20 protein-coding genes are annotated in these 20,210 nt (G+C 70.5%); 12 read left to right on the forward strand and 8 right to left on the reverse strand.

Annotated features, from left to right (window positions below):
* Positions 1–27: 27 nt before the first annotated feature.
* The gene (locus tag DEU36_RS07580) at positions 28–834 is read left to right on the forward strand and encodes an SDR family oxidoreductase (RefSeq protein ID WP_120263615.1); all 807 of its coding nucleotides are present in this window, start codon (positions 28–30) and stop codon (positions 832–834) included.
* Between the two features lie 101 nt (positions 835–935).
* On the opposite strand, the gene DEU36_RS07585 is transcribed toward DEU36_RS07580, so the two are convergent.
* Entirely contained in the window at positions 936–1,667 is a 732-nt protein-coding gene (locus DEU36_RS07585; protein ID WP_183045313.1) for a GNAT family N-acetyltransferase, read from the reverse strand.
* A gap of 75 nt (positions 1,668–1,742) precedes the next feature.
* Between DEU36_RS07585 and DEU36_RS07590 the strand changes: the two genes are divergently transcribed.
* The 6 genes from DEU36_RS07590 to purU all read left to right on the forward strand — a co-directional run bounded on the left by DEU36_RS07590 (position 1,743) and on the right by purU (position 8,056).
* The gene (locus DEU36_RS07590; protein WP_120263616.1) at positions 1,743–3,140 is read left to right on the forward strand and encodes an MFS transporter; all 1,398 of its coding nucleotides are present in this window, start codon (positions 1,743–1,745) and stop codon (positions 3,138–3,140) included.
* 20 nt (positions 3,141–3,160) lie between these two features.
* Complete coding sequence (locus DEU36_RS07595) at positions 3,161–4,654, forward strand: peptide MFS transporter (protein WP_120263617.1); 1,494 nt, start codon at positions 3,161–3,163, stop codon at positions 4,652–4,654.
* A 17-nt stretch (positions 4,655–4,671) separates the two neighbouring features.
* Positions 4,672–4,941 carry a hypothetical protein gene (locus tag DEU36_RS07600; RefSeq protein ID WP_120263618.1) on the forward strand — a complete coding sequence of 90 codons (270 nt, stop codon included), beginning with the start codon at positions 4,672–4,674 and terminating at the stop codon, positions 4,939–4,941.
* Between the two features lie 102 nt (positions 4,942–5,043).
* Positions 5,044–6,237, forward strand: coding sequence for a cobalamin-independent methionine synthase II family protein (locus DEU36_RS07605; protein ID WP_120263619.1), 1,194 nt, complete (start codon positions 5,044–5,046; stop codon positions 6,235–6,237).
* A 168-nt stretch (positions 6,238–6,405) separates the two neighbouring features.
* Positions 6,406–7,041 carry an alpha/beta fold hydrolase gene (locus DEU36_RS07610; RefSeq protein WP_120263620.1) on the forward strand — a complete coding sequence of 212 codons (636 nt, stop codon included), beginning with the start codon at positions 6,406–6,408 and terminating at the stop codon, positions 7,039–7,041.
* A 142-nt stretch (positions 7,042–7,183) separates the two neighbouring features.
* On the forward strand, positions 7,184–8,056 hold the full coding sequence (gene purU / locus DEU36_RS07615) for a formyltetrahydrofolate deformylase (RefSeq protein WP_094261075.1): 873 nt from the start codon (positions 7,184–7,186) through the stop codon (positions 8,054–8,056).
* 33 nt (positions 8,057–8,089) lie between these two features.
* On the opposite strand, the gene DEU36_RS07620 is transcribed toward purU, so the two are convergent.
* The 5 genes from DEU36_RS07620 to DEU36_RS07640 form a co-directional block, all read right to left on the reverse strand.
* On the reverse strand, positions 8,090–8,881 hold the full coding sequence (locus DEU36_RS07620) for a hypothetical protein (RefSeq protein WP_183045314.1): 792 nt from the start codon (positions 8,879–8,881) through the stop codon (positions 8,090–8,092).
* Positions 8,882–8,992: 111 nt separating this feature from the next.
* Positions 8,993–9,790, reverse strand: a complete 798-nt coding sequence (locus tag DEU36_RS07625) for a MerR family transcriptional regulator (protein WP_120263621.1) — start codon at positions 9,788–9,790, stop codon at positions 8,993–8,995.
* A 58-nt stretch (positions 9,791–9,848) separates the two neighbouring features.
* Positions 9,849–10,772 carry a serine hydrolase gene (locus DEU36_RS07630; RefSeq protein ID WP_120263622.1) on the reverse strand — a complete coding sequence of 308 codons (924 nt, stop codon included), beginning with the start codon at positions 10,770–10,772 and terminating at the stop codon, positions 9,849–9,851.
* A 46-nt stretch (positions 10,773–10,818) separates the two neighbouring features.
* The gene (locus tag DEU36_RS07635) at positions 10,819–12,816 is read right to left on the reverse strand and encodes a M13 family metallopeptidase (protein WP_183045315.1); all 1,998 of its coding nucleotides are present in this window, start codon (positions 12,814–12,816) and stop codon (positions 10,819–10,821) included.
* A gap of 46 nt (positions 12,817–12,862) precedes the next feature.
* Positions 12,863–14,659, reverse strand: coding sequence for a lipase family protein (locus DEU36_RS07640; RefSeq protein ID WP_120263624.1), 1,797 nt, complete (start codon positions 14,657–14,659; stop codon positions 12,863–12,865).
* A 127-nt stretch (positions 14,660–14,786) separates the two neighbouring features.
* Between DEU36_RS07640 and DEU36_RS07645 the strand changes: the two genes are divergently transcribed.
* Both DEU36_RS07645 and DEU36_RS07650 read left to right on the forward strand, forming a co-directional pair.
* Positions 14,787–16,103: an MATE family efflux transporter gene (locus DEU36_RS07645; RefSeq protein ID WP_120263625.1), complete on the forward strand. Its 1,317-nt coding sequence runs from the start codon at positions 14,787–14,789 to the stop codon at positions 16,101–16,103.
* Positions 16,104–16,216: 113 nt separating this feature from the next.
* A complete protein-coding gene (locus tag DEU36_RS07650) occupies positions 16,217–16,723 on the forward strand; it encodes a hypothetical protein (RefSeq protein ID WP_120263626.1) in 507 nt (168 codons plus the stop codon).
* Positions 16,724–16,739: 16 nt separating this feature from the next.
* On the opposite strand, the gene DEU36_RS07655 is transcribed toward DEU36_RS07650, so the two are convergent.
* The gene (locus tag DEU36_RS07655) at positions 16,740–17,381 is read right to left on the reverse strand and encodes a TrmH family RNA methyltransferase (RefSeq protein ID WP_120263627.1); all 642 of its coding nucleotides are present in this window, start codon (positions 17,379–17,381) and stop codon (positions 16,740–16,742) included.
* 38 nt (positions 17,382–17,419) lie between these two features.
* Here DEU36_RS07655 and DEU36_RS07660 point away from each other — a divergent pair, with 38 nt between their 5' ends.
* On the forward strand, positions 17,420–18,058 hold the full coding sequence (locus DEU36_RS07660) for a metal-dependent transcriptional regulator (protein ID WP_120263628.1): 639 nt from the start codon (positions 17,420–17,422) through the stop codon (positions 18,056–18,058).
* Positions 18,059–18,073: 15 nt separating this feature from the next.
* Here the strand turns inward: DEU36_RS07660 and DEU36_RS07665 are convergent, their stop codons facing one another.
* Positions 18,074–19,036 (reverse strand): SDR family NAD(P)-dependent oxidoreductase, encoded by a 963-nt coding sequence (locus DEU36_RS07665; RefSeq protein ID WP_120263629.1) that lies wholly within the window; start codon positions 19,034–19,036, stop codon positions 18,074–18,076.
* 42 nt (positions 19,037–19,078) lie between these two features.
* On the opposite strand from DEU36_RS07665, the gene DEU36_RS07670 reads away from it, so the two are divergent.
* Positions 19,079–19,888 (forward strand): HAD-IIA family hydrolase, encoded by an 810-nt coding sequence (locus DEU36_RS07670; protein WP_120263630.1) that lies wholly within the window; start codon positions 19,079–19,081, stop codon positions 19,886–19,888.
* A 109-nt stretch (positions 19,889–19,997) separates the two neighbouring features.
* Positions 19,998–20,183: a hypothetical protein gene (locus tag DEU36_RS07675; protein ID WP_259455269.1), complete on the forward strand. Its 186-nt coding sequence runs from the start codon at positions 19,998–20,000 to the stop codon at positions 20,181–20,183.
* The last annotated feature ends 27 nt before the right edge of the window (positions 20,184–20,210 follow it).

Here is a 20,210-nt window from a genome sequence, read left to right on the forward strand (position 1 = left end):
GGCGTCACGGGTTCGTAGCGTCGGGGCATGACGTTCACTCCTCGCCGTGCCATCGTGACCGCTTCCGACTCGGGGATCGGCCGCGCGACCGCCCTCGCCCTCGCCGACGCCGGCCTGGATGTCGGCGTCACGTGGCACTCCGACGAGGAGGGAGCGAACGAGACCGCCGAGGGCGTCCGAGCGCGCGGACGCAAAGCGGTCGTCGCGCAGTTCGACGCGACCGAGTTCGACAAGGTCCCCGGTGTCATCGAGCACCTCGCCGCGGAGCTCGGTGGCCTCGACGTCTTCGTCAACAACGCCGGCGGCGGCACCGGTGGCCCCGTGCTCGATCTCGACCTCGACGGCTGGCGGACGGTCGTCGCGCTGAACCTCGACGGCGCCTTCCTGGGAATGCAGACGGCCGCGAAGCTCATGGCGGATGCCGGCGACGGCGGGCGGATCATCGCGGTGACGAGCGTCCACGGCTCGCAGCCGCGCGTCGGCTCCGCCGCCTACGTCGCCTCCAAGCACGGGCTCGAGGGCCTCGTGAAGACGATGGCGCAGGAGCTCGGCCCCCGCGACATCACCGTCAACTCCGTCGCCCCCGGCGAGATCGCGACGCCCATCAACGACATGGAGGGCGACGAGGCAGAGAAGACCCACCGCCCCGGCATCCCGATCCCCCGCCCGGGCAAGCCCGAGGAGATCGCCGCGGTCGTCGCTTTCCTGGCATCGCCGGCGTCGTCGTACGTCACCGGCGCGACGTGGGTCGTCGACGGCGGGATGCTGCAGATGGGGCCGCAGGCCGGGTCGCACATGGAGTCCGACGACTGGCGCGACGCCGGCGCGGAGTAACCACGCCCACACACCCCGAGGTCCCACTTGGGCCGGTTATGCAGAGCTCATACCCGGCCCAAGTGGGACCTCGCTGGGTTTTCCGGGGTGGGGGCAGGGGGTTACGGGCGGACGAGGAGGTATCCGCGCTCGTCGTCGAAGCCGCCGACCGTGAGCCCGGCGGCGAAGTGCTCGAGGAACTGCGTGCGCACCCGGTCGCGCCAGGCGTCGGCCTCGTCCGGTGAGGCCGCCCGGATGGCATGGATGTCGTCGGGCACCTCGATCGTCGCGACGACCCGGTCATCGGACGGACGCTCCTGCGGCGGCGCGGCCAGGGGCCAGGTCACCATGAGCCGGTCGGTGACGTCGCCGCGGTTGATGCCGTCGTCCATGAGGCCGTACTGGTCGACGAGGTAGTCGCTGATGCGGGCTCCGAGCACCTGCAGGTTGAAGTGCGCGTTGCGCGCGAACAGCGGGTCGAACGTCCACGTGATGGTGCCGACCTCGCGGGCGAAGGCCCACGCACGCTGGTGCTGCTTGAGCACGCGTCCGAGCCCCTGCTGCTGGTACTCCGGCAGCACGCCGGTCACGTGCGAGTGCATCGACCGCGCACCGGGTTCGGCGAAGAAGGCCACCGATGCGCCGACCACCCGGTCGCCGTCGAAGAGACCGACGACGTAGTTGCCGGAGTACGCCAGCGCGCGCATGAGGTTCGTGGGCACCGAGTCGCGGTCGCCGCCCCACACCTCGCGCAGCACCGCGGCGCCGGCGAAGATGTCGGCGACGGTTTCGAGGGGGCGGATGTCGATCCCCGCGGGCACGTCGGCTGGGATCGGGGGAACGCTCTCGCTCATGAGCCCACCCTACGCCGCCGCGGATAGCCTGAAGGGATGGCATCGGGCGACGGCGGACGACGAAGACTCACCCGCATGCCGCGGCAGGGCGCGATCGTCGCCGTGCTCGCGATCGCGGGGCTGGCCTCGTCGTTCATGTTCACCCTGGTCGTGCCCATCCAGTCGAAGCTGCCCGAGCTGCTCGACGCGAGCCGCGAAGACACGGCGTGGGTCGTCACGGCCACCCTCCTCGCCGCCGCGGTCTTCACCCCTATCGCGGGTCGACTCGGCGACATGTACGGCAAACGCCGCATCGTGCTCGTGCTGCTCGGGCTGCTCATCGTCGGGTCGATCGTCGCGGCCCTGTCGACCGACATCATCGGCGTGATCGTCGGGCGCGCCCTGCAGGGCGCGGTGACGGGCGTCGTGCCGCTGGGCATCTCGATCATGCGCGACGTGCTGCACGAGAACCGGGTCGACGCGGCGATCGCGCTGATGTCGGCGACCCTCGGCGTCGGCGGCGCCGTCGGCATGCCCGTCAGCGCCCTCATCACCGAGACGAGCGACTGGCACGTGCTGTTCTGGATGTCGGCGGGCCTCGGGGTGGTCGTCCTCGTCCTCGTCGTGCTCGTGGTGCCTCCGAGCGTGCTGCGAACACCCGGTCGCTTCGACATCCTCGGGGCGATCGGGCTCGCGATCGGTCTGACCGGACTGCTCCTGGCGGTCTCGCGTGGCAACACGTGGGGCTGGACCTCGGCGGCGACCCTCGCCTGCGGCCTCGGCGGCGTCGTCGTGCTGCTCGTGTGGGGCTGGTTCGAGCTGCGGATCGCCGACCCCCTGCTCGACCTGCGCGTCGCGGCCCGCCCGGCGGTGCTGCTGACCAATCTCGCGTCGGTCGCGATCGGCTTCTCGCTCTTCGCCTCGAATGTGTCGTACCCGCAGATGCTGGAGCTGCCCGAGGCCGTCGGCGGCTTCGGGCTGACGCTGCTGCAGGCGAGCCTCATCATCATGCCGGCGGGCCTCGTGATGATGGTCCTCTCCCCCTTCTCGGGTCGACTCGCGCGCACGGTCGGCCCGCGGCTGCTGCTCGTCCTCGGCTCGGTCGCACTGATCCTCGCCTACGGCTTCTCGCTGCTGTGGGCCTCCGAGGTCTGGCACCTGCTCGTGGCGAACCTCCTCATCGGCGTCGGCATCGGCTTCGGCTACGCCGGCATGCCGATGCTGATCATGCGCTCGGTGCCGCCCACCGAGACCGGCGCGTCGAACGGACTGAACGCCCTGTTCCGCTCGCTCGGGACGAGCACGGCGGCCGCCCTCGTCGGCGCCGTGCTCGCCGCGTTCTCGCTCGAACGCGACGGGGTGACGGTGCCGACCCCGACCGCCTTCCAGGTCTCGTTCGCGCTCGGTCTGGGCGCCGCCGTCATCGCACTCGCCGTCGCGCTGTGCATACCGCAACGGCGCGACCCGCACGAGACCCGTCCGTCGCTGCCCTGAGCGGCGTATCGTCGGCATCCATGAGCAACGAGGACGCAGCCTCCACCGCATCCCGTCATCGCGACGCCGACCACAGCAGGAACGACACCCGCTTCTTCGGGCAGCCGTGGGCGCTCACGCACATCTTCGGCGTCGAGCTGTGGGAGCGGTTCAGCTTCTACGGCATGCAGATCGTCCTGGTCTACTACCTCTACTTCTCGGTCTCCGACGGCGGGGCGGGCCTGCCGCAGGCGACGGCGGTCGGCATCGTCGGCGCGTACGGCGGAGCGGTGTACCTCTCGACGATCCTCGGCGCCTGGGTCGCCGACCGCCTGCTGGGCTCCGAGCGCGTGCTGTTCTTCAGCGCGATGATCATCGTCGCCGGTCACGTCGCTCTCGCCGTGCTTCCGGGGCTGCTGTCGGTCGCGGTCGGACTCGTCCTCGTCGCTCTCGGCTCGGGAGGGCTGAAGGCCAACGCCACGGCGGTCGTCGGCACCCTCTACTCCGAGCACGACCCGCGGCGCGACGCCGGCTTCTCGCTGTTCTACCTCGGCATCAACCTCGGAGCCTTCGCGGGCCCGCTGCTCACCGGCTTCCTGCGCACGAGCCTCGGGTTCCACTGGGCCTTCGGCGCCGCCGCCGTCGGCATGACCATCGGCCTCGTCCAGTACGCGATCGGGCGCCGGTCTCTTCCCGAGGCGGCGCGCCGCGTTCCCAACCCGCTGCCGCGGTCGCGCTACCCGCTGGTCATCGGTGTCGCGGTCGCGGCCGTCGCGGCGATCGCACTGCTGGTCGCCCTGGGCGTCATCCGCGCCGACAACCTGTCGCTCGTCGTGGTCGTCGTCGTCATCGCCGCGACGATCGCCTACTTCAGCGTGATCATCTCGAGTGCCCGGATCACCGCGACCGAGCGGTCACGCGTGTTCGGCTTCATCCCGCTGTTCATCGTGAGTGTCGCCTTCTGGTCGCTGTACCAGCAGCAGTTCACCGTCATCCCGATCTACGCGGAGAAGCGGCTCGACCTGAACCTCTTCGGCTGGCAGATGCCGCCCGACTGGGTGCAGTCCATCAACCCGGTGTTCATCATCATCCTCTCGGGCGTCTTCGCGGCCCTGTGGACGAAGCTCGGCACACGGCAGCCCTCGACACCGATCAAGTTCGCCGCGGGCGTCGCCGTCATGGGTGTGGCCTTCCTGCTCTTCCTGCCGTTCGCTTCCGACGGACCGTCCGCGACACCGTTGCTCGGCATCGTCGGCATCCTGTTCGTCTTCACCGTCGCCGAGCTGCTGATCTCGCCCGTCGGGCTGTCCGCGGCCACGAAACTCGCTCCGGCGCGGTTTCAGACGCAGATGGTCGCGCTGTTCTTCCTGTCGGTCTCGTTGGGAACGGCCATCTCGGGACTGCTCGCGCCCTTCTACGACCCTCAGAACGAGGTGCCGTACTTCTCGATCCTCGGCGCCATCGCGATCGTCCTGGGCATCGCGCTCGCGGCGGCCCGCAAGCCCGTGCTCGCGCTGATGCGCGGCGTGCTCTGACACGAGAGGATGGGGACATGTCTTCTTCCGCCGTGCGCCGTTCCAATCCCACCGCCTGGGCCGCCTTCTGGATCGGCCTGCTCGGGCTCATCCTGATGCCGATCCCTCTCTTCATCGGGCTCATCCTCGGCGGCGGGCTCTCGCTCGTCGCGGCCGTTCTGGTCGTCATCGCTCTCCTCAAGGGCCTCGCACGCAGCGGCACGGGCATCGCCCCCGTCGTCTTCGCCGCGATCTTCGTGCTGCTCACCTGGGGCGGCATCTCGCTCGGCGGCGGCATCGTCTGGTGACGCGTCCGACGGGCGGCTTCGTCACACGATGACGGACGGATGCCGGGCCGGCGCGGGCCCGGCGTTAGAGTCGCGGGCGCACCCGATGAGAAAGCGACGCTCATGACCGAGATCACCACCACCACCGCCGGCAGCCTCCCCCGCACGCAGGCCCTGATCGACGCGAACCGCGTGCGCTCCTTCGCCGACGACGGTTTCACCCTGACCTCGACCCCCGAGTTCGACGAGCTCACCGCACAGGCCGTCGCCGACGTGGTCGCGCGTCAGCGCGAAGCCGGAGTGACACAGGTGGGCGACGGCGAGTTCGGAAAGGCGATGTCGAACGCCGTGGACTACGGCGCATGGTGGTCGTACTCGTTCCAGCGCGCGAGCGGCCTGTCGCTGACCGAGGTCAACGCGTTCAACGAACCGCCCGTGCGGTCGGAGCCGGGTCGCATCCGTCTGACCTCGTTCCTCGACCGGCGCGACCGGCAGCTCTTCCCCGCGGTGTACGCCGAGGCCGTCGAAGCGGGCGCGACCGCGACGGCGTTCCCCACCACGACCGGACCGATCGCCTACCGCGGGCACGCGGCCGTGGCATCCGACATCGCCAACCTGAAGGCGACGCTGCGCGAGGGCGAGCAGGGATTCCTCACCGCCATCGCACCCGGATCGGCATCGCGCGTTCGCAACGAGTACTACGCCACCGATGAAGAGCACATCTTCGCGTGGGCCGAGGCGCTGCGAGAGGAGTACAAGGCGATCACCGACGCCGGGCTCATCGTGCAGCTCGACGACCCCTCGCTCGCCGAGAACTTCGACCAGATCAATCCGGAACCCGCCGTCGCCGACTACCAGGCGTTCACGCGTATCCGCGTCGAGGCGATCAACCACGCCATCGCAGGGCTCCCGAAGGAGCTCGTGCGCCTGCACCTGTGCTGGGGCTCGTGGCACGGACCCCACACCACCGATGTCGCACTCGCCGACATCCTGCCCGTCGTGCTGGAGGCGAACGTCGGCTCGATCTCGTTCGAGGCCGGCAACGTCCGGCACGAGCACGAGTCGGCAGTCTGGGCCTCGGCTGCCGTCCCCGACGACCTCGTGCTCGTGCCCGGCGTCGTCAGCCACGCCACGAACGTCGTCGAGCACCCCGAGCTCGTCGCGCAGCGCATCGAGCGTTTCGCCGGCATCGTCGGAGCCGACCGGGTCATCGCCTCGACCGACTGCGGCCTCGGCGGCCGCATCCACCCCGACATCGCCTGGGCCAAGCTCGCCTCGCTCGGCGAGGGCGCCCGCATCGCCGGCTCGCGCCTCTGACTCGTCTTCGCACGGGCGTCGCGTCCGGGATGCAAGCAATCGTGGCCGACACCCCGGGTCGCGGCATCCGCCGTCGGGGTGTCGGCCGCGATCCCTGGCATCCGCGCCCGCGGGCGTTCAGCGGATTCGACTAGCGTGAAAGACCGCAGGACACCGCGAGAGGGAGCCATGACCGAAACACAGCCGCAGATCTTCGAGCCCGAGGGCCGCGCCATCCCCTACGTCGAGGATGCCGGCAGCGAGCCCGTCCTGGTGCTGATCCCGGGGTACAGCAATGTCGCCGCGCTCGGGACGCTCGCCCACGTGCTGGCCGAAGAGGACTTCCGCATCCTGCGGGTCGGCTACCGCACGGCGCAGACCGAGGGCGTGACCCTCCACGACCTGGCGCAGGATGTCGTCGACGTCATGGACCACGTCGGGCTCGGTGACGCCTGGATCGGCGGTCACGCCTTCGGCGGCGCCGTCGCGCGCACGGTGTCGATCGACCACACCGACCGCGTCGACGGCGTGCTGCTGCTCGGCGCTGAGGGTGACGAGCCCCGCACCGACCTCGAGCCGCTGCAGGCGGCGGCTGCGGCCTCGGTCTCGGCGGAGGAATGGCGCGCCCTCGCCCCCACGGTCCCGGTCATGCTCATCCAGGGCGCCGACGACGACGTGCTGCCGCCCGCGAACGGCGAACGCCTGCAAGCGGCCGCTCCCGGCCTGGTGAGCCTCGTGACCCTCGAGGGCGGCGGACACCTCTTCCCGGCGACGCACGCCGGCGAGGCCGCCTTCGTCATCGAGGACTACCTCGACGTCGACTGAACCCGCCTCCACTTCCCCCCAACCCCCACCCTCCGTCGACTCGCCACGAATCGCGGATGCCGCCCCGCCGCATCCGCGGAATCTGGCGAGTCGACGGCCTGAACGTGCCGGGAGCGCCCGTCGGACAGGGCAGAATCGAAGGATGACCGACTCCGCGCTGCACCCCGCCCACGCCTGCCTCATCGTGCACGGGCAGGACCAGCCGGGCATCATCGCCGCCCTGTCGGCGATGGTCACCCGCGTGGGCGGCAACATCGTCGCGTTCGACCAGTACTCCGACGACCCGACGGGCGGCGCCTACTTCTGCCGCGTGGTGTTCCACCGGCCGAACTTCGCGGTCGACCGGCCGTCGATCGAAGCGGAGATCGGCGAGACCCTCGCAGGGTTCGATCTGCAGTGGTCGCTCACCGACCAGTCCGTTCCCAAGCGCATGGCGATCCTGTCGTCGAAGCAGGACCACTGCCTGCTCGACCTGCTCTGGCGGCACCGCCGCGGCGACCTGCCCGTCACGGTGCCGATGGTCGTGTCGAACCACACGACCTCGGCCGAGGACGTGCGGTCGTTCAACGTGCCGTTCTTCCACGTGCCCTCGACGCCCGGCCCCGACAAGTCGGCGTCCGAGGCCGAGATCCTGAAGCTGCTCGTCGGCAACGTCGACTTCGTCGTCCTCGCCCGCTACATGCAGATCCTGTCGTCGGACTTCCTCGAGAAGCTCGGCGTGCCCGTGATCAACATCCACCACTCGTTCCTTCCCGCCTTCATCGGCGCTGAGCCCTACAAGAAGGCCAAGGAACGCGGCGTCAAGCTCATCGGCGCGACGAGCCACTACGTCACGACCGACCTGGACGAGGGGCCGATCATCGAGCAGGACACGATCCGGGTCACCCACGCCGACACCGCGGCCGAGCTCGCCCGTCGCGGTGCCGACGTCGAGCGCCAGGTGCTCTCGCGCGCGGTGCTGTGGCACGCGCAGGACCGCGTCATCCGACACGGCAACCACACGATCGTCTTCTGACCGCGGGCGGGGTCTCAGCTCGCGGGCGGGGTCTCAGCTCGCGGGCTGCACCGGCTCGAAGTCGTCGGGCCCCGTCGCACCCGTCGGCGAGAGGAAGATGCGCGTCGTGTCACCGGGATCGGCGGGGTCGAACACCAGCGGACGCGTGTCGCCGACCGCCGGCACCTCGCGCGGCGCGATGAGCACCATGGTCGTGACCCAGCGATCCGTGCCGACGGCGTCGGTGAACTTCGCCACCAGCGATGCGGTCATCCGCGACGCGTCGTGCGCGGGCAGGGGCGCCTCGACGATCTCCGCGTCGACGCGCGAGCCGGAGGCCAGAAGGCGCGAGATGACCGCGTTGTTGCGGCGGCGCGTCGCGAGGGCGCGCACGCGCGCGATGTAGCTGAGCACCGCGAGAAGCGCGAGAAGACCGGGAAGCCACCACTGACCCGCGTACAGGATCCACTCGCCGACGCCCCACGGCTCATTCTGTCCGAACGTCGGGTCGACGGCGACGCCGACCGCGTCGGGCGCGAGCCACATCGTCGTCGCCACCCATGTGCCGATGGCCAGCCCGGCCAGGATGATCGTGAGCGGACCGATCGCCGCGTAGCCCTTCTCGCGTGCGCTGAACCGGTGGTTCCACTTGCCGTACTGTCCGATGCAGACGAGAAGCAGGAGGATGCCGACGGGCAGGCCCCATCCGCGGACGGCAACCGGGATGCCGGTGTCCCAGGTGCCGAACACGCTGTTGATGTTCACGGCCCGGAGCTGCTCGAAGATGCCGCCGATGGCGAAACCGACGACACCGGCGGCGGCGACCGAGAGGATGCCCCAGATCACCGTCGCGGCCAGGGCGGAGGTGGTCCCCCGATACTTGGCCTGTTCACGTCGTGCGGCTTCTCGGGGTCCAGCAAACTCACTCCCCCAGGCTAGCGCGGCCCGCGCCGGGGTTCAGGACACGGGCTGCTGCAGATCGACGACCCACCGCTCGCCGTCGTAGGGCGTCTGCAGATACACCTCGCGGCACGCGCCGTCGAATCGCAGCCCGCGGCGCTCCGCCTCGGCGACGAGCGCCTGCCACGCGCTCTGGATGCCGGCCAGATCGGGCGCCTCGTAGCGGAGGGTGAGCGCCCGCGGTTCGGCCGCGACGACCGCCCGCTCGAGGCCGTCAGGCACCGGCGCGTCACCGATCTGCTCGGCCGCGGCGGCGATCATGCCGTCACCTGTTGTCGTGTAAACCGCGACGCCGGGGCCGACCCGCTGCGCGCCCGCGGCCTCGATGCGGTCGTTCACGCGCTGGAACATGACGCTGATCTCGTCTTCGATCTGCGCCATCTCGTCGATGCGGACCGAGAGCTGAGTGAGGGTCAGCTCGGGCAGCGCGGTCTCGATGAATGTGGACACGGGTATCTCCTTCTCGATCGATCGGAGTCTCGCCTCGACCTCGTTCAGCCGCCGACCGTCTGCGGCGATCTGGCCGCTCAGCTCGGCCCTCCGCTCCCGCAGGAGCGCGGCCACCGATGCCGACGACATACCGTCGTCGAGCAGTCGGCCGACCTGTTCGAGGGTGAAGCCGAGGTCCTTCAGCGCGATCAGCCGGTTGGCCCGATCGAGTTGCGACGCGGTGTACGAGCGGTAGCCCGAGGCCGGATCGACGCGATGCGGACGCAGCAGACCGAGCTGGTCGTAATGGCGCAGCATCCGCACCGATACGCCGGCCAGGCGGGCGAACTCTCCGATACTCAACATGGTGATCCCAGCCGACAGCCTGACACGGTGTGAGGGTCAAGCGCATGCCGGGATCGGATCAGAAGACGTACTCCATGAGGTCGAGGCCGAACGCCCGGAACGCCTCGTGAGCCCGCAGGCGGTCGCTCATCGACAGGTCGTCGAACCCGACCAGGAGCGCGTACGACACCCCGGCACGGGGGCCGGCGAGCACGCCCGCCTCGGTACGGATGCCGTCGGCCCGGCCGGTCTTGTTCACGAACAGCAGCTCGTGCTTGTCATCGTCGTGAGCGAAGGGGTCGAGCCCGGTCACCGACCCGACGAGCGAGAGATCGTGGTTCAGGCTCAGCCATTCCGAGACCTGAGCGCTCACGCCGGGTGAGACGACATCGGTGTTGACGAGGGCGGCGAACATCGCGGCCAGCTCGCGAGCCGTGCCGAGGGCGTAGTGCGGGGCATCGTCGGGCCCGCGGTCGTCGCGGAATCGGTCGAGCAGCGCCGTGCGCGGCATCCCCAGGCTCCCCAGCCGTGCCCGCACGGCGTCGAGACCGACCCGGCCGAGGAGAGCGTTGGCGGCGAGCGCGTCTCCTGTGGCAGCGGCGAGCACCGCGAGGTCGCCGAGCGGCAGCGCCGGGGCCATGAGGTGACGCCAGATGCCCGCGACCGAGACGTCGTCGACACTCGACCGCTCGACGATCTCGAGCGGGTCGAGGGTCCCGGCGTCGAATCGTGCCGCCACCTCGATCAGCAGCGGGACGATGCCCATGCCCGCGACCGGCAGTGTGACGAAGTCGTCGCCCGCGAGAACGGGCGTGCCGCGATCGAGGTCGCTGACGCGCACCGACACCCGCGCGCCGGATGCGGCGAGGGCATCGAGTGCCTTCTCGGTCGATGCGAACCCCCGGCGCGGCGCACCGGAACGACGACGCGGTCGCGGACCGGTGCGCCGCTCCGCGCGCGAGCGGGCGGTCCCGGAGGAGGACTCGGATCCATCCACCGTCATGTTCTCGTCTCCGTCGGAGTAAGCCTGAGCGATTCGGTTCGGGTGATCACCAGATCGTGACGCGGCGCTCGGGGGCGAGCCAGAGCTCGTCTGCCTCGGTGACGCCGAATGCGTCGTAGAACGCATCGATGTTACGGACGATCTGGTTGCAGCGGAACTCGTTCGGTGCGTGCGGGTCGATCGTCAGCAGCCGGATGGTCTCGGCGTCACGACCCTTCTGCTGCCAGATCTGACCCCAACTGAGAAGAAGCCGTTGCACCCCCGTGAAACCATCGATCACCGGGCCGTCGGGGGCCTCGGCGAGCTCCTCCGCCGACATCGTGGCGGCGAGGTGCAGCCGGTACGCCTTCAGGGCGATGCCGAGGCCGCCCAGGTCGCCGATGTTCTCACCGATCGTGAGCGCGCCGTTGACGGTGTGCTCGTCACCGAGACCCCGCGGAACGAGCGCGTTGTACTGATCGATCAGTGCGCCCGTGCGCTCCTCGAAGGCGGCGCGGTCGGCGTCGGTCCACCAGTCGTTGAGCGCACCGGTACCGTCGTACGCACTGCCCTGGTCGTCGAACCCGTGCCCGATCTCGTGTCCGATGACCGCGCCGATGCCGCCGTAGTTCGCCGCGGCGTCGCGCTCGGACGAGAAGAACGGCAACTGCAGGATGGCCGCGGGGAAGACGATCTCGTTCATCAGCGGGTTGTAGTAGGCGTTGACCGTCTGCGGAGTCATGTGCCACTCGTCGCGGTCGATCGGCTGGCCGAGCTTCGCCAGCTGACGCTCGTACTCCCACTCGGTCGAGCGCAGCACGTTGCCCAGGAGGTCGGTGGGGTCGATCTCGAGAGCCGAGTAGTCCTTCCACCGATCGGGGTAGCCGATCTTCGGCGTGAAGGCCGCGAGCTTCTCGAGCGCACGCTCACGGGTGGCCGGCGTCATCCATTCGAGCCCCGTGATCGACTGCCGGTACGCCTCGATGAGGTTCGCGACCAGCGCATCCATCTCGACCTTGGCCTGCGGCGGGAAGTGCCGCTCGACGTAGATCTCACCGATCGCCTCGCCCAAAGCGGCCTGCACGATGCTCACGCCGCGCTTCCAGCGCTCGCGGTTGACGGGCACGCCCGTGAGCTGCGTGCCGTAGAAGGCGAAGTTCTCGGCGACGAAGGCGTCCGGCAGGAACGGTGCCGACGCCCGGACGACCTGCAACCGCAGCCAGGCCTTCCAGTCGTCGAGGTGCTCGTCGGTCAGCAGTGCGCCGAGCCCCGAGAGGAAGCTCGGCTGGTTGACGTTGATCTCGGCGAATCCGTCGCGGTGACGGGGCGCGAGGCCCTCGAGCCACGGGTCGAGGTCGACACCGGCGAGGGCTCGCACGTCGTCCCAGCTGTGCAGGTTGTAGGTCGCGACGGCGTCGCGGTTGCGGACGTTGTCCCAGTGGTGCGCGGCGAGCTCGGTCTCGAGCCTCGCGATGCGCTCGGCCTGACCGGCGGCGTCGTCGATGCCGGCGAGCTCGAGCATGCGCTCGGCGTAGCCGCGGAAAGCGGTGCGCGTCGCCTCGAAGCCGTCGAGGCGGTAGTAGCTCTCGTCGGGAAGCGAGAGGCCGCCCTGCACGAAGAACACGACATAGCGCTCGGGGTTGCCGGGGTCGGGCTCGATGAACGTGCCGATCATGCCCCCGATGCCCTCGCGCTCGAGCTCGCCGACGGTGCGCAGCAGCGCCGGAATCGAATCGATCGCGTCGACGCGTGCGAGCTGGGGGCGCAGCGGCTCGGCGCCGAGCTCGTCGATGCGCGCCGTGTCCATGAAGCTCGTGAACAGGTCGCCGATCTTGCGTCGGACCGTTCCCGGCTCAGCGGTCGTCGCCTCGTCGATGATCGCGCGGACGTCGCTCTCGGCCTGCTCGGCGATGAGGTGGAACGATCCCCAGCGCGCTTTGTCGTCGGGGATCTCGGTGCGCTCGAGCCAGCTGCCGTTGACGTGCCGGAACAGGTCATCCTGCGGTCGGATCTCGGGGCTCAGTTCGGCGATGTCGATACCGGAGGGGAGGACGGGGTCGGTCATGGCACCCATGCTAGGCCGACCGGACGACACGAACTTCCGAGGGCATTCAGCGTTCCGTGGTGGTACATCCCTCGGCAACCGGGATACCGGCGAAACGGTCTCTCGTCCAGTCGAACAGCTCGTCGATGAGAGGCGACGGCCGCTCGACGACACCCGCGTGCTCGAACCCCGCGTAGGTGCGGAAGTCGACGTCCTGCCCGGCCGCGCACATCCGATCGACGAAGGCGGCCTGGGTCTGCACCGAGATGACGCTGTCGGCTCCGCCGTGCGCCAGCAGCACGGGTGCAGTGGAGTGCAGCGGCGCCGTGTTCTCGCGCAGATGACGCCCGAGCACCCCGGATGCCGGCGAGCGCGAGAACAGCGCCGGATCGCGGCTCATCCCGAGCGCCGCGGCGACCGAGAGCACGATCGTCGGGTCGGACAGGCACCGCTCCGACATCTGACGCAGCACCGTCTCAGCGCCGGGCCGCACGTAGTCGCGGTACTCGATCTCGGGGTAGATCGCCGAGAACGAGGCGAACGCGTACGAAGCGAAGATGCTGCCGCCGGTCACGCTCGAGATGCCCTGCACGAGGGCGGCGGGGTCGCTCGCCGGGGCGAGGGCGGCTACGCCCCGCACCCAGACCTCGGGCGCGTACTCCCGGGCCACGGCACCCGTCCACAGCGCCGCCGCGCCGCCCTGCGAATGCCCCCACACGACCGTGCGCGCACCGAGGTCGGCCTCTTCGAGCTCGCGCGCCGCCCGCACCGCGTCGAGCGAGGCATGGGCGCTCGGCAGACCGACGAGGTACGGGTGCGGACCCTCGGTGCCGAGCCCGATGTAGTCGGTGCCGACGACGGCCCATCCCTCTTTGATCGCTCGCGGCAGCATGTAGAACGCGCCCGCCCACAGTCCGCGGGGCTGCAGCGACGGCGCACAGTGCTGCGCGAAGCCGGTGGTGCCGTGGTTCCAATCGATCACCGGCCACTGCCCATCGCCCTCGCGGGGCACTGCGACGATGGCGCTCGCGACGCGGACGTTCCCGTCGACGCCCGTCGTGGTGTACAGGATGCGCCACCCCTGGGCGCTCGCCGGGATGCCTGCCTCGAAGGGCTCGGCACGCACGAGGCGCCCGGGCTCGTCGGGCAGGTCGCGCGGCGCCGCGTAGAAGTCGTCGACGACGGTCGAGCCGTCGCGCAGCGGCGCCGTCACGATCGTCGTCGTGACGGCGAGGGCGACCGACGCGATCGCGACGACCGTGCGCCCCCAGCGTCGGCGCGGCCGCCCGTCGGCGCCCGTACGCTCGGCGGCTCGATCGTCGCGGCGGCGTCGAAGCCTGGTCCAGAGATCGACGACGCCGCTCATGATGAGCCGCGCGCCGAACACGACGGCCGTCACGAGCAGGGTGATGTCGGGCCAGAACAGTGCGAGCGCACCGAAGATGACCCCCGATGCCCCGAAGGCCGCGTCGGCGATGCGCGCGTCCCACGTGCGGCCGCGCCCGAAGGCCGCGATGACCCCGAGGATGCCGCCGCCGAGAAGCAGGATGCCGACGACGACCGCGACGACGCGCACGGTCAACCCCGGCGCGAGGAGGACGATCGCGCCGCCGAGCAGCCAAGCGACACCGGTTGCGGTGCGCCAGCGTGGCCGGTGCGACTCCCCCTCCCGGCCGGTGAGCTCGAGCAGGCCCGTCAGCGCCATCCCGCCGCCGATCAGCCAGGCGAGGACATCGAGTGCGGTCGTGGGACGGATGACGATGACGACGCCGAGCACGACGGCCGCCGCGGCCACGACGACACGGACCCACGTCGGCAGACGCGCGTGCAGGCGCGCGATCGCCAGGCGTTTGAGCAGCCGCATCCGGCGTCCTCCCCCTCCGGTCGATGATCAACGGTAACCGGGGAAGCGGTGGCGCTCGGCGCGCTCGACAGCGACCGGGCCGCTGTGCAAGACCGAGCCGCCGGCCTCGCGCCTCTAGGCTCGTCTCATGGCGCCCACGCTCAACCGCGAGATCCTGCGGCTGGCCGTTCCCGCCCTCGGCGCCCTCATCGCGGAGCCGATGTTCCTCATCGTCGACGCCGCACTCATCGGCCACCTCGGTGTCGTGCCGCTCGCGGCGCTGGGAATCGCGGGAGCGGTGCTGCAGACGATCGTGGGGCTGATGGTCTTCCTCGCCTACGCGACGACACCCGCGGTGGCCCGCCGTTTCGGCGCAGGTGACTCGACGAGCGCCGTGAGCGCGGGAATCGACGGGCTGTGGCTCGCGCTCGGCCTCGGCGCGGTGCTCGCCGCCGTGGGTTCTCTCGCGACCCCGTTGCTGGTGGGCATGTTCGGAGCGGGCGAGGCGGTGGCGACCGATGCCGAGACCTACCTGCGCCTGTCGATGTGGGGCCTTCCCGCGATGCTCATCGTCTTCGCCGCGACGGGACTGCTGCGCGGGATGCAGGACACCGTCACCCCGCTGTGGATCGCCGGCCTCGGGTTCGGCGCCAACGCGTTGCTGAACGTCGTGTTCATCTACGGCTTCGGCTGGGGCATCGCCGGGTCGGCCCTGGGCACCGTGATCGCCCAGTGGGGCATGGTCGGCGCCTACGTGGTCGTGATCGGGCGCCTCGCCCGCCGGCACTCGGCCTCGCTTCGACCGCGAGCCGACGGCATGCGCGGGTCGGCGCGTCTGGGCGGCTGGCTGTTCCTGCGCACGGTCTCGCTGCGCGCGGCCCTGCTGGCGACCGTCGCGGTCGCGACGGGGCTGGGAACGAGCGAGCTCGCCGGCTGGCAGGTCGCCTTCACGATCTTCTCGACCGCGGCCTTCGCGCTCGATGCCCTGGCGATCGCGGCGCAGGCGCTGATCGGGCGCGGACTCGGAGCCGGAGACGAGAGCTTCGTGCGGCGCGTCCTCGGGCGGACGGTCGCGTGGGGCGCATGGTTCGGGGTTCTCGTCGGAGGCCTGATCGCTGCCACGTCGGGAGTCATCGGGCTTCTGTTCACGGGAGATTCCGACGTCGCCGCGCTGGTCCAGCCGGCCCTGCTCGTCCTCGCCGTCGCCCAGCCCGTATGCGGCATCGTCTTCGTGCTCGACGGGGTGCTGATGGGTGCCGGCGATGCCCGCTATCTCGCCCTCGCGGGCGGACTCAACCTCGTTCCCTTCGTGCCCGCGCTGCTCGTGATCGGGGCTCTGCACCCGGAGGGCGCGGCGGGCCTGGCCTGGCTCGCGGCGGCATTCTTCGGCGTCTACATGATCGCCCGCCTGCTCACGCTCGGCTGGCGCGTGCGCCGCGGCGCGTGGCTTCACGTCACCGTCTGAATCCGCACCGTCTGAAGCCACACCGCCGGAACCCGTGGCGCCGGGGGCGAACTGTGATCGGGTTGAAACCTGTCTCACGTGCGAACCTCAGCCTCGGCCCGTACCGTGGCGGCATGCCGAAGCTCACGTCCGTCGCAGCCGGCATCGCCGTGCTCGCGGTCGGGGTGCTCGCTTCCGGCTGCGCGCAGCGCACGCAACCGGTCGAGATCCCGGCTCCATCGGACGATACGCGCACGCTGCCCCGCCCCACCGCGGACGACGCCCAACGCTGGGCCGATGCCGTGATCCCCGAGAACGCGCTCGGCGGCGCCTCCTGGACCCAGCGCGAAACGGGCGTTCTCGAGCCCGGCGGCGAGCCGATCATCTCGGTATCGGCGGGCGAGGCACCGGCCGTCGTGACGATCGCCTGCGTCACCGGTTCCGGCAGCCGGCTGAGCTACGCGGTCAGCGCCGGCGGCGAGACTCTCGAAAGCGGCGAGGTGACGTGCGCCGCGGTCGACGAGAACGCCGAGGCGCACCCCATCCGCGACGTTCCCGCCGACGCGACGGTCGAGCTCACCGCGTCGGCGACGGGACTCTTCGTCTACGCCGTCACTCCGGACCGGCACCCCGAAAGGTGACGGCGGCGGAGCGCGGTCAACGCGCCCAGCGCCGGCACCACTCGTACATGACGACGGCGCCCGCGGCCGACGCGTTGATCGACCGCGTCGAGCCGTACTGCGTTATCTCGACGACGACGGATGCCGCGGCCACGGCCTCGGCCGAAAGCCCCGGCCCCTCCTGACCGAACATCAGCACGGCCCGCTCGGGCAGATCCGCCCGGTCGACCGGTACCGACCCCGGAACGTTATCGACCGCGACGATCGGGAGGCCGTTCTCGCGAGCCCACGCCGCGAAGGACGCGACATCCTCGTGGTGGCGGACGTGCTGGTAGCGATCGGTCACCATCGCGCCGCGGCGATTCCACCGCCGACGTCCGACGATGTGCACCTCTGCTGCCCCGAAGGCGTTGGCGCTGCGCACGATCGACCCGATGTTCATGTCGTGCTGCCAGTTCTCGATCGCAACGTGGAACGGATGCCGGTGCTCGTCGAGGTCGGCCACGATCGCCTCGAGCCGCCAGTAGCGATAGCGGTCGACGACGTTGCGCCGGTCGCCGTCGGCGAGCAGCTGCGGGTCGTACCGGGGGTCGTCGGGCCACGCCTCCGGGCCGCCCGGCCACGGCCCCACACCCACCGGGAGCTGCGGTTCCGCGTCGTCGGAGTCGGGGCGGTTCACCGAGACAGGCTATCCCGCCGCCGCGGATAACCTGGAGTGTGCCCTCCCCCGCCGTCGACGACTATCTGAAGACGATCTACCACCACACCGAATGGCAGCCGTCGCCCATCACCCCGTCGCAGCTCGCGGCGATGCTCGGGCTCGCCCCGTCGACCGTCACCGAGATGGTGCGCAAGCTCGCCGCGCAGGACCTCGTGTCGCATCGCCCGTACGGCCCGGTGGCGCTGACCGAGACGGGCCGCCGGCGCGCGGCATCCATCATCCGCCGCCACCGACTCATCGAGACGTGGCTCGTCCGCGAGTTCGGGTACGCCTGGGACGAAGTGCATGACGAGGCCGAGGTGCTCGAGCACACCATCAGCGACCGGCTGCTCGCGGGCATCGCCGAACGGCTGGGTGATCCGCGATTCGACCCCCACGGCGACGCGATTCCCGACGCCGACGGCGAGGTGCATCGCGAACCCTTCGTGCTGCTCGCCGAGGCCACGATCGGCCACGAGGGCCGCATCCTCCGCGTGAGCGACCGCGACCCGGGGCTCCTGCGAGCGCTCGAGGAACGCGGCATCGACGTCGGCCACACCCTGATCGTCAGCGGGCGCGACAGCGTGCAGCTCGACGGCGGCGGCTCCGTCATGCTGCCGCCCGGCGCCGCCGCGGCCATCTGGGTCACCGCCTGAGATCGGCCGGCGCGATCAGTTCTTCGCGCGGGTGCGGCTCGCCTTGAGGTACGGCCAGGGCGTCCGGGTGGTGTGCTCGCAGTACGACCACAGCCGCGCGGCGATCTCCGGGTCGCGCGTGATGGCCGCGGGCGTCGCGACACGCGGCTCGCCGCGCAGCACGCCCGCCGGGCCGTAGAACTCGCCGCCGGCGGCATCCGGATCGACCAGAGCCCGCACGAGCGGCCAGGCACCCCGTTCCTTCGACTGCGTGACGGCGACCTGCAGGTTGTCGGTGAAGCGCGTCATGCGCGTGGGCTCGTTGATGCCCACGATGCCGCGGGTGCGTCCGCTCGTGGAGTAGCCGGGGTGGGCGACCAGGCTCTGCACGGGCACGCTCGCCGCCCGCAGGCGCTCATCGGCCTCGAGGCCGAGCGAGGTCGTCGCGACCTTCGACTGCACGTATGCGCGCCAGGGCGAGTAGTCGCTCTCGAGCTCGATGTCGGTCGGGTCGTACTTCCAGATCGAGGTCGACACCGACCCCACCCAGACCATGCGACCGCGGCCGGCGGCCAGGGCGATGAGCAGCTCACCGGCGAGCGCGTAGTGACCGAGCACGTTGGTGGCGAAGACCAGCTCATGACCGTCGGGCGTCGTGCGGCGCTGACGCGGCGGGTGCACGACCCCGGCGTTCAGGAGCAGGCCGTGCAGGGGTTTGCGCCCGCGCGCGGTCGCCGCCGCCGCCCGGACCGAACCCAGGTTGCTCGTGTCGAGCAGCAGCGTCTCGACCGAGCCCACCCCTTCGGGAAGCGCCCGGCCGACGGAGGCGCGCGCGGTCGCGAGGCGCTGCGGGCTGCGCCCGGTCATGATGACGTGGGCCCCGGCGGAGGCGAGCTGAAGCGTCGCGAAATAGCCGAGTCCCGCGTTGGAACCCGTGACGAGGTACCGCTTGCCCGACAGGTCGGGCAGCTTGCGGGGATTCCAGTCGTCGTGGGCCACGAGTGAAGACTACGGCCGGATCGCCACGGCTAGGCTGGGACCATGCGGACACGCGCCGATATCGAGTGCTGGCTCACGGACATGGACGGCGTTCTCGTCCACGAGAACCACCCCATCCCGGGGGCGGCGGAGCTGCTCGCGCAGTGGCGCGAGACGGGCACGCCGTTCCTCGTGCTGACCAACAACCCCTTCTTCACCCCCCGCGACCTCAGCGCGCGTCTCGCGCGGTCGGGGCTCGAGGTTCCGGAAGACCGCATCTGGACGTCGGCGCTCGCGACGGCCGACTTCCTGCGCTCGCAGCATCCGGGTGGCTCGGCGTTCGTGATCGGCGAGGCGGGGCTCACCACCGCCCTCCACGAGGCCGGATACATCATGACCGAGACCGACCCCGACTACGTCGTCGTGGGCGAGACCCGCAACTACTCGTTCGACGCCATCACGAAGGCGATCCGGTTCATCAACGCCGGAGCGCGGTTCATCATCACCAACCCGGATGCCACGGGCCCGACGCCCGAGGGCGTCGTCCCGGCGACCGGATCGTTCGCGGCCCTCATCTCGCATGCGACGGGCAAGAGCCCGTACGTCGTCGGCAAGCCGAATCCGATGATGTTCCGCTCGGCGATGAACCGCATCGGAGCGCACTCCGAGAACACCGGCATGATCGGCGACCGCATGGACACCGACGTCGTCGCGGGCATCGAGGCGGGCTTGCACACCGTGCTCGTGCGCACCGGGATCTCGGACGACGCCGAGATCGAGCGCTACCCGTTCCGTCCCGACGAGATCCTCGACTCCGTCGCCGACCTGCTCGACGCGGAGCCGTACGAGACCGAGGACCCGGGCATCCTGTGAACGAGTTCGAGCAGAACCTGCTGCTGATCAGCGTCGCACTCATGCTGACGACCACCCTCGTGGTCGTCATCGTGCAGCTCGTGCGGAGACGCGGCGGGGACGACGACTGATGTCGATCGTCCTGGCGCTCACCGGCCTCGCGGTGCTGCTCATCGCGCTCGTCATCTTCGTGCGCAACCAGCGGATCGGCACCGACGGCACCAACCGCGGGTCGACCCGGCGCGGCATCATCCTGCTGACGTTCTTCGGCCTGCTGCTGGGCCTCGCCTCGCAGCTTCCCGTCTTCCGAGGCTGACCTCCGGCGCGGGCGGGGCCGTCTCGT

It is taken from the genome of Microbacterium sp. AG238, assembly GCF_003610405.1.
GTDB lineage: Bacteria > Actinomycetota > Actinomycetes > Actinomycetales > Microbacteriaceae > Microbacterium.

Coding starts and splice junctions, on each gene's coding strand:
- DEU36_RS07580 (WP_120263615.1), top strand. CDS start 28: ATGACGTTCACTCCTCGCCGTGCCATCGTGACCGCTTCCGACTCGGGG.
- DEU36_RS07585 (WP_183045313.1), bottom strand. CDS start 1,667: ATGAGCGAGAGCGTTCCCCCGATCCCAGCCGACGTGCCCGCGGGGATC.
- DEU36_RS07590 (WP_120263616.1), top strand. CDS start 1,743: ATGCCGCGGCAGGGCGCGATCGTCGCCGTGCTCGCGATCGCGGGGCTG.
- DEU36_RS07595 (WP_120263617.1), top strand. CDS start 3,161: ATGAGCAACGAGGACGCAGCCTCCACCGCATCCCGTCATCGCGACGCC.
- DEU36_RS07600 (WP_120263618.1), top strand. CDS start 4,672: ATGTCTTCTTCCGCCGTGCGCCGTTCCAATCCCACCGCCTGGGCCGCC.
- DEU36_RS07605 (WP_120263619.1), top strand. CDS start 5,044: ATGACCGAGATCACCACCACCACCGCCGGCAGCCTCCCCCGCACGCAG.
- DEU36_RS07610 (WP_120263620.1), top strand. CDS start 6,406: ATGACCGAAACACAGCCGCAGATCTTCGAGCCCGAGGGCCGCGCCATC.
- purU (WP_094261075.1), top strand. CDS start 7,184: ATGACCGACTCCGCGCTGCACCCCGCCCACGCCTGCCTCATCGTGCAC.
- DEU36_RS07625 (WP_120263621.1), bottom strand. CDS start 9,790: ATGTTGAGTATCGGAGAGTTCGCCCGCCTGGCCGGCGTATCGGTGCGG.
- DEU36_RS07630 (WP_120263622.1), bottom strand. CDS start 10,772: ATGACGGTGGATGGATCCGAGTCCTCCTCCGGGACCGCCCGCTCGCGC.
- DEU36_RS07635 (WP_183045315.1), bottom strand. CDS start 12,816: ATGACCGACCCCGTCCTCCCCTCCGGTATCGACATCGCCGAACTGAGC.
- DEU36_RS07640 (WP_120263624.1), bottom strand. CDS start 14,659: ATGCGGCTGCTCAAACGCCTGGCGATCGCGCGCCTGCACGCGCGTCTG.
- DEU36_RS07645 (WP_120263625.1), top strand. CDS start 14,787: ATGGCGCCCACGCTCAACCGCGAGATCCTGCGGCTGGCCGTTCCCGCC.
- DEU36_RS07650 (WP_120263626.1), top strand. CDS start 16,217: ATGCCGAAGCTCACGTCCGTCGCAGCCGGCATCGCCGTGCTCGCGGTC.
- DEU36_RS07670 (WP_120263630.1), top strand. CDS start 19,079: ATGCGGACACGCGCCGATATCGAGTGCTGGCTCACGGACATGGACGGC.
- DEU36_RS07675 (WP_259455269.1), top strand. CDS start 19,998: ATGTCGATCGTCCTGGCGCTCACCGGCCTCGCGGTGCTGCTCATCGCG.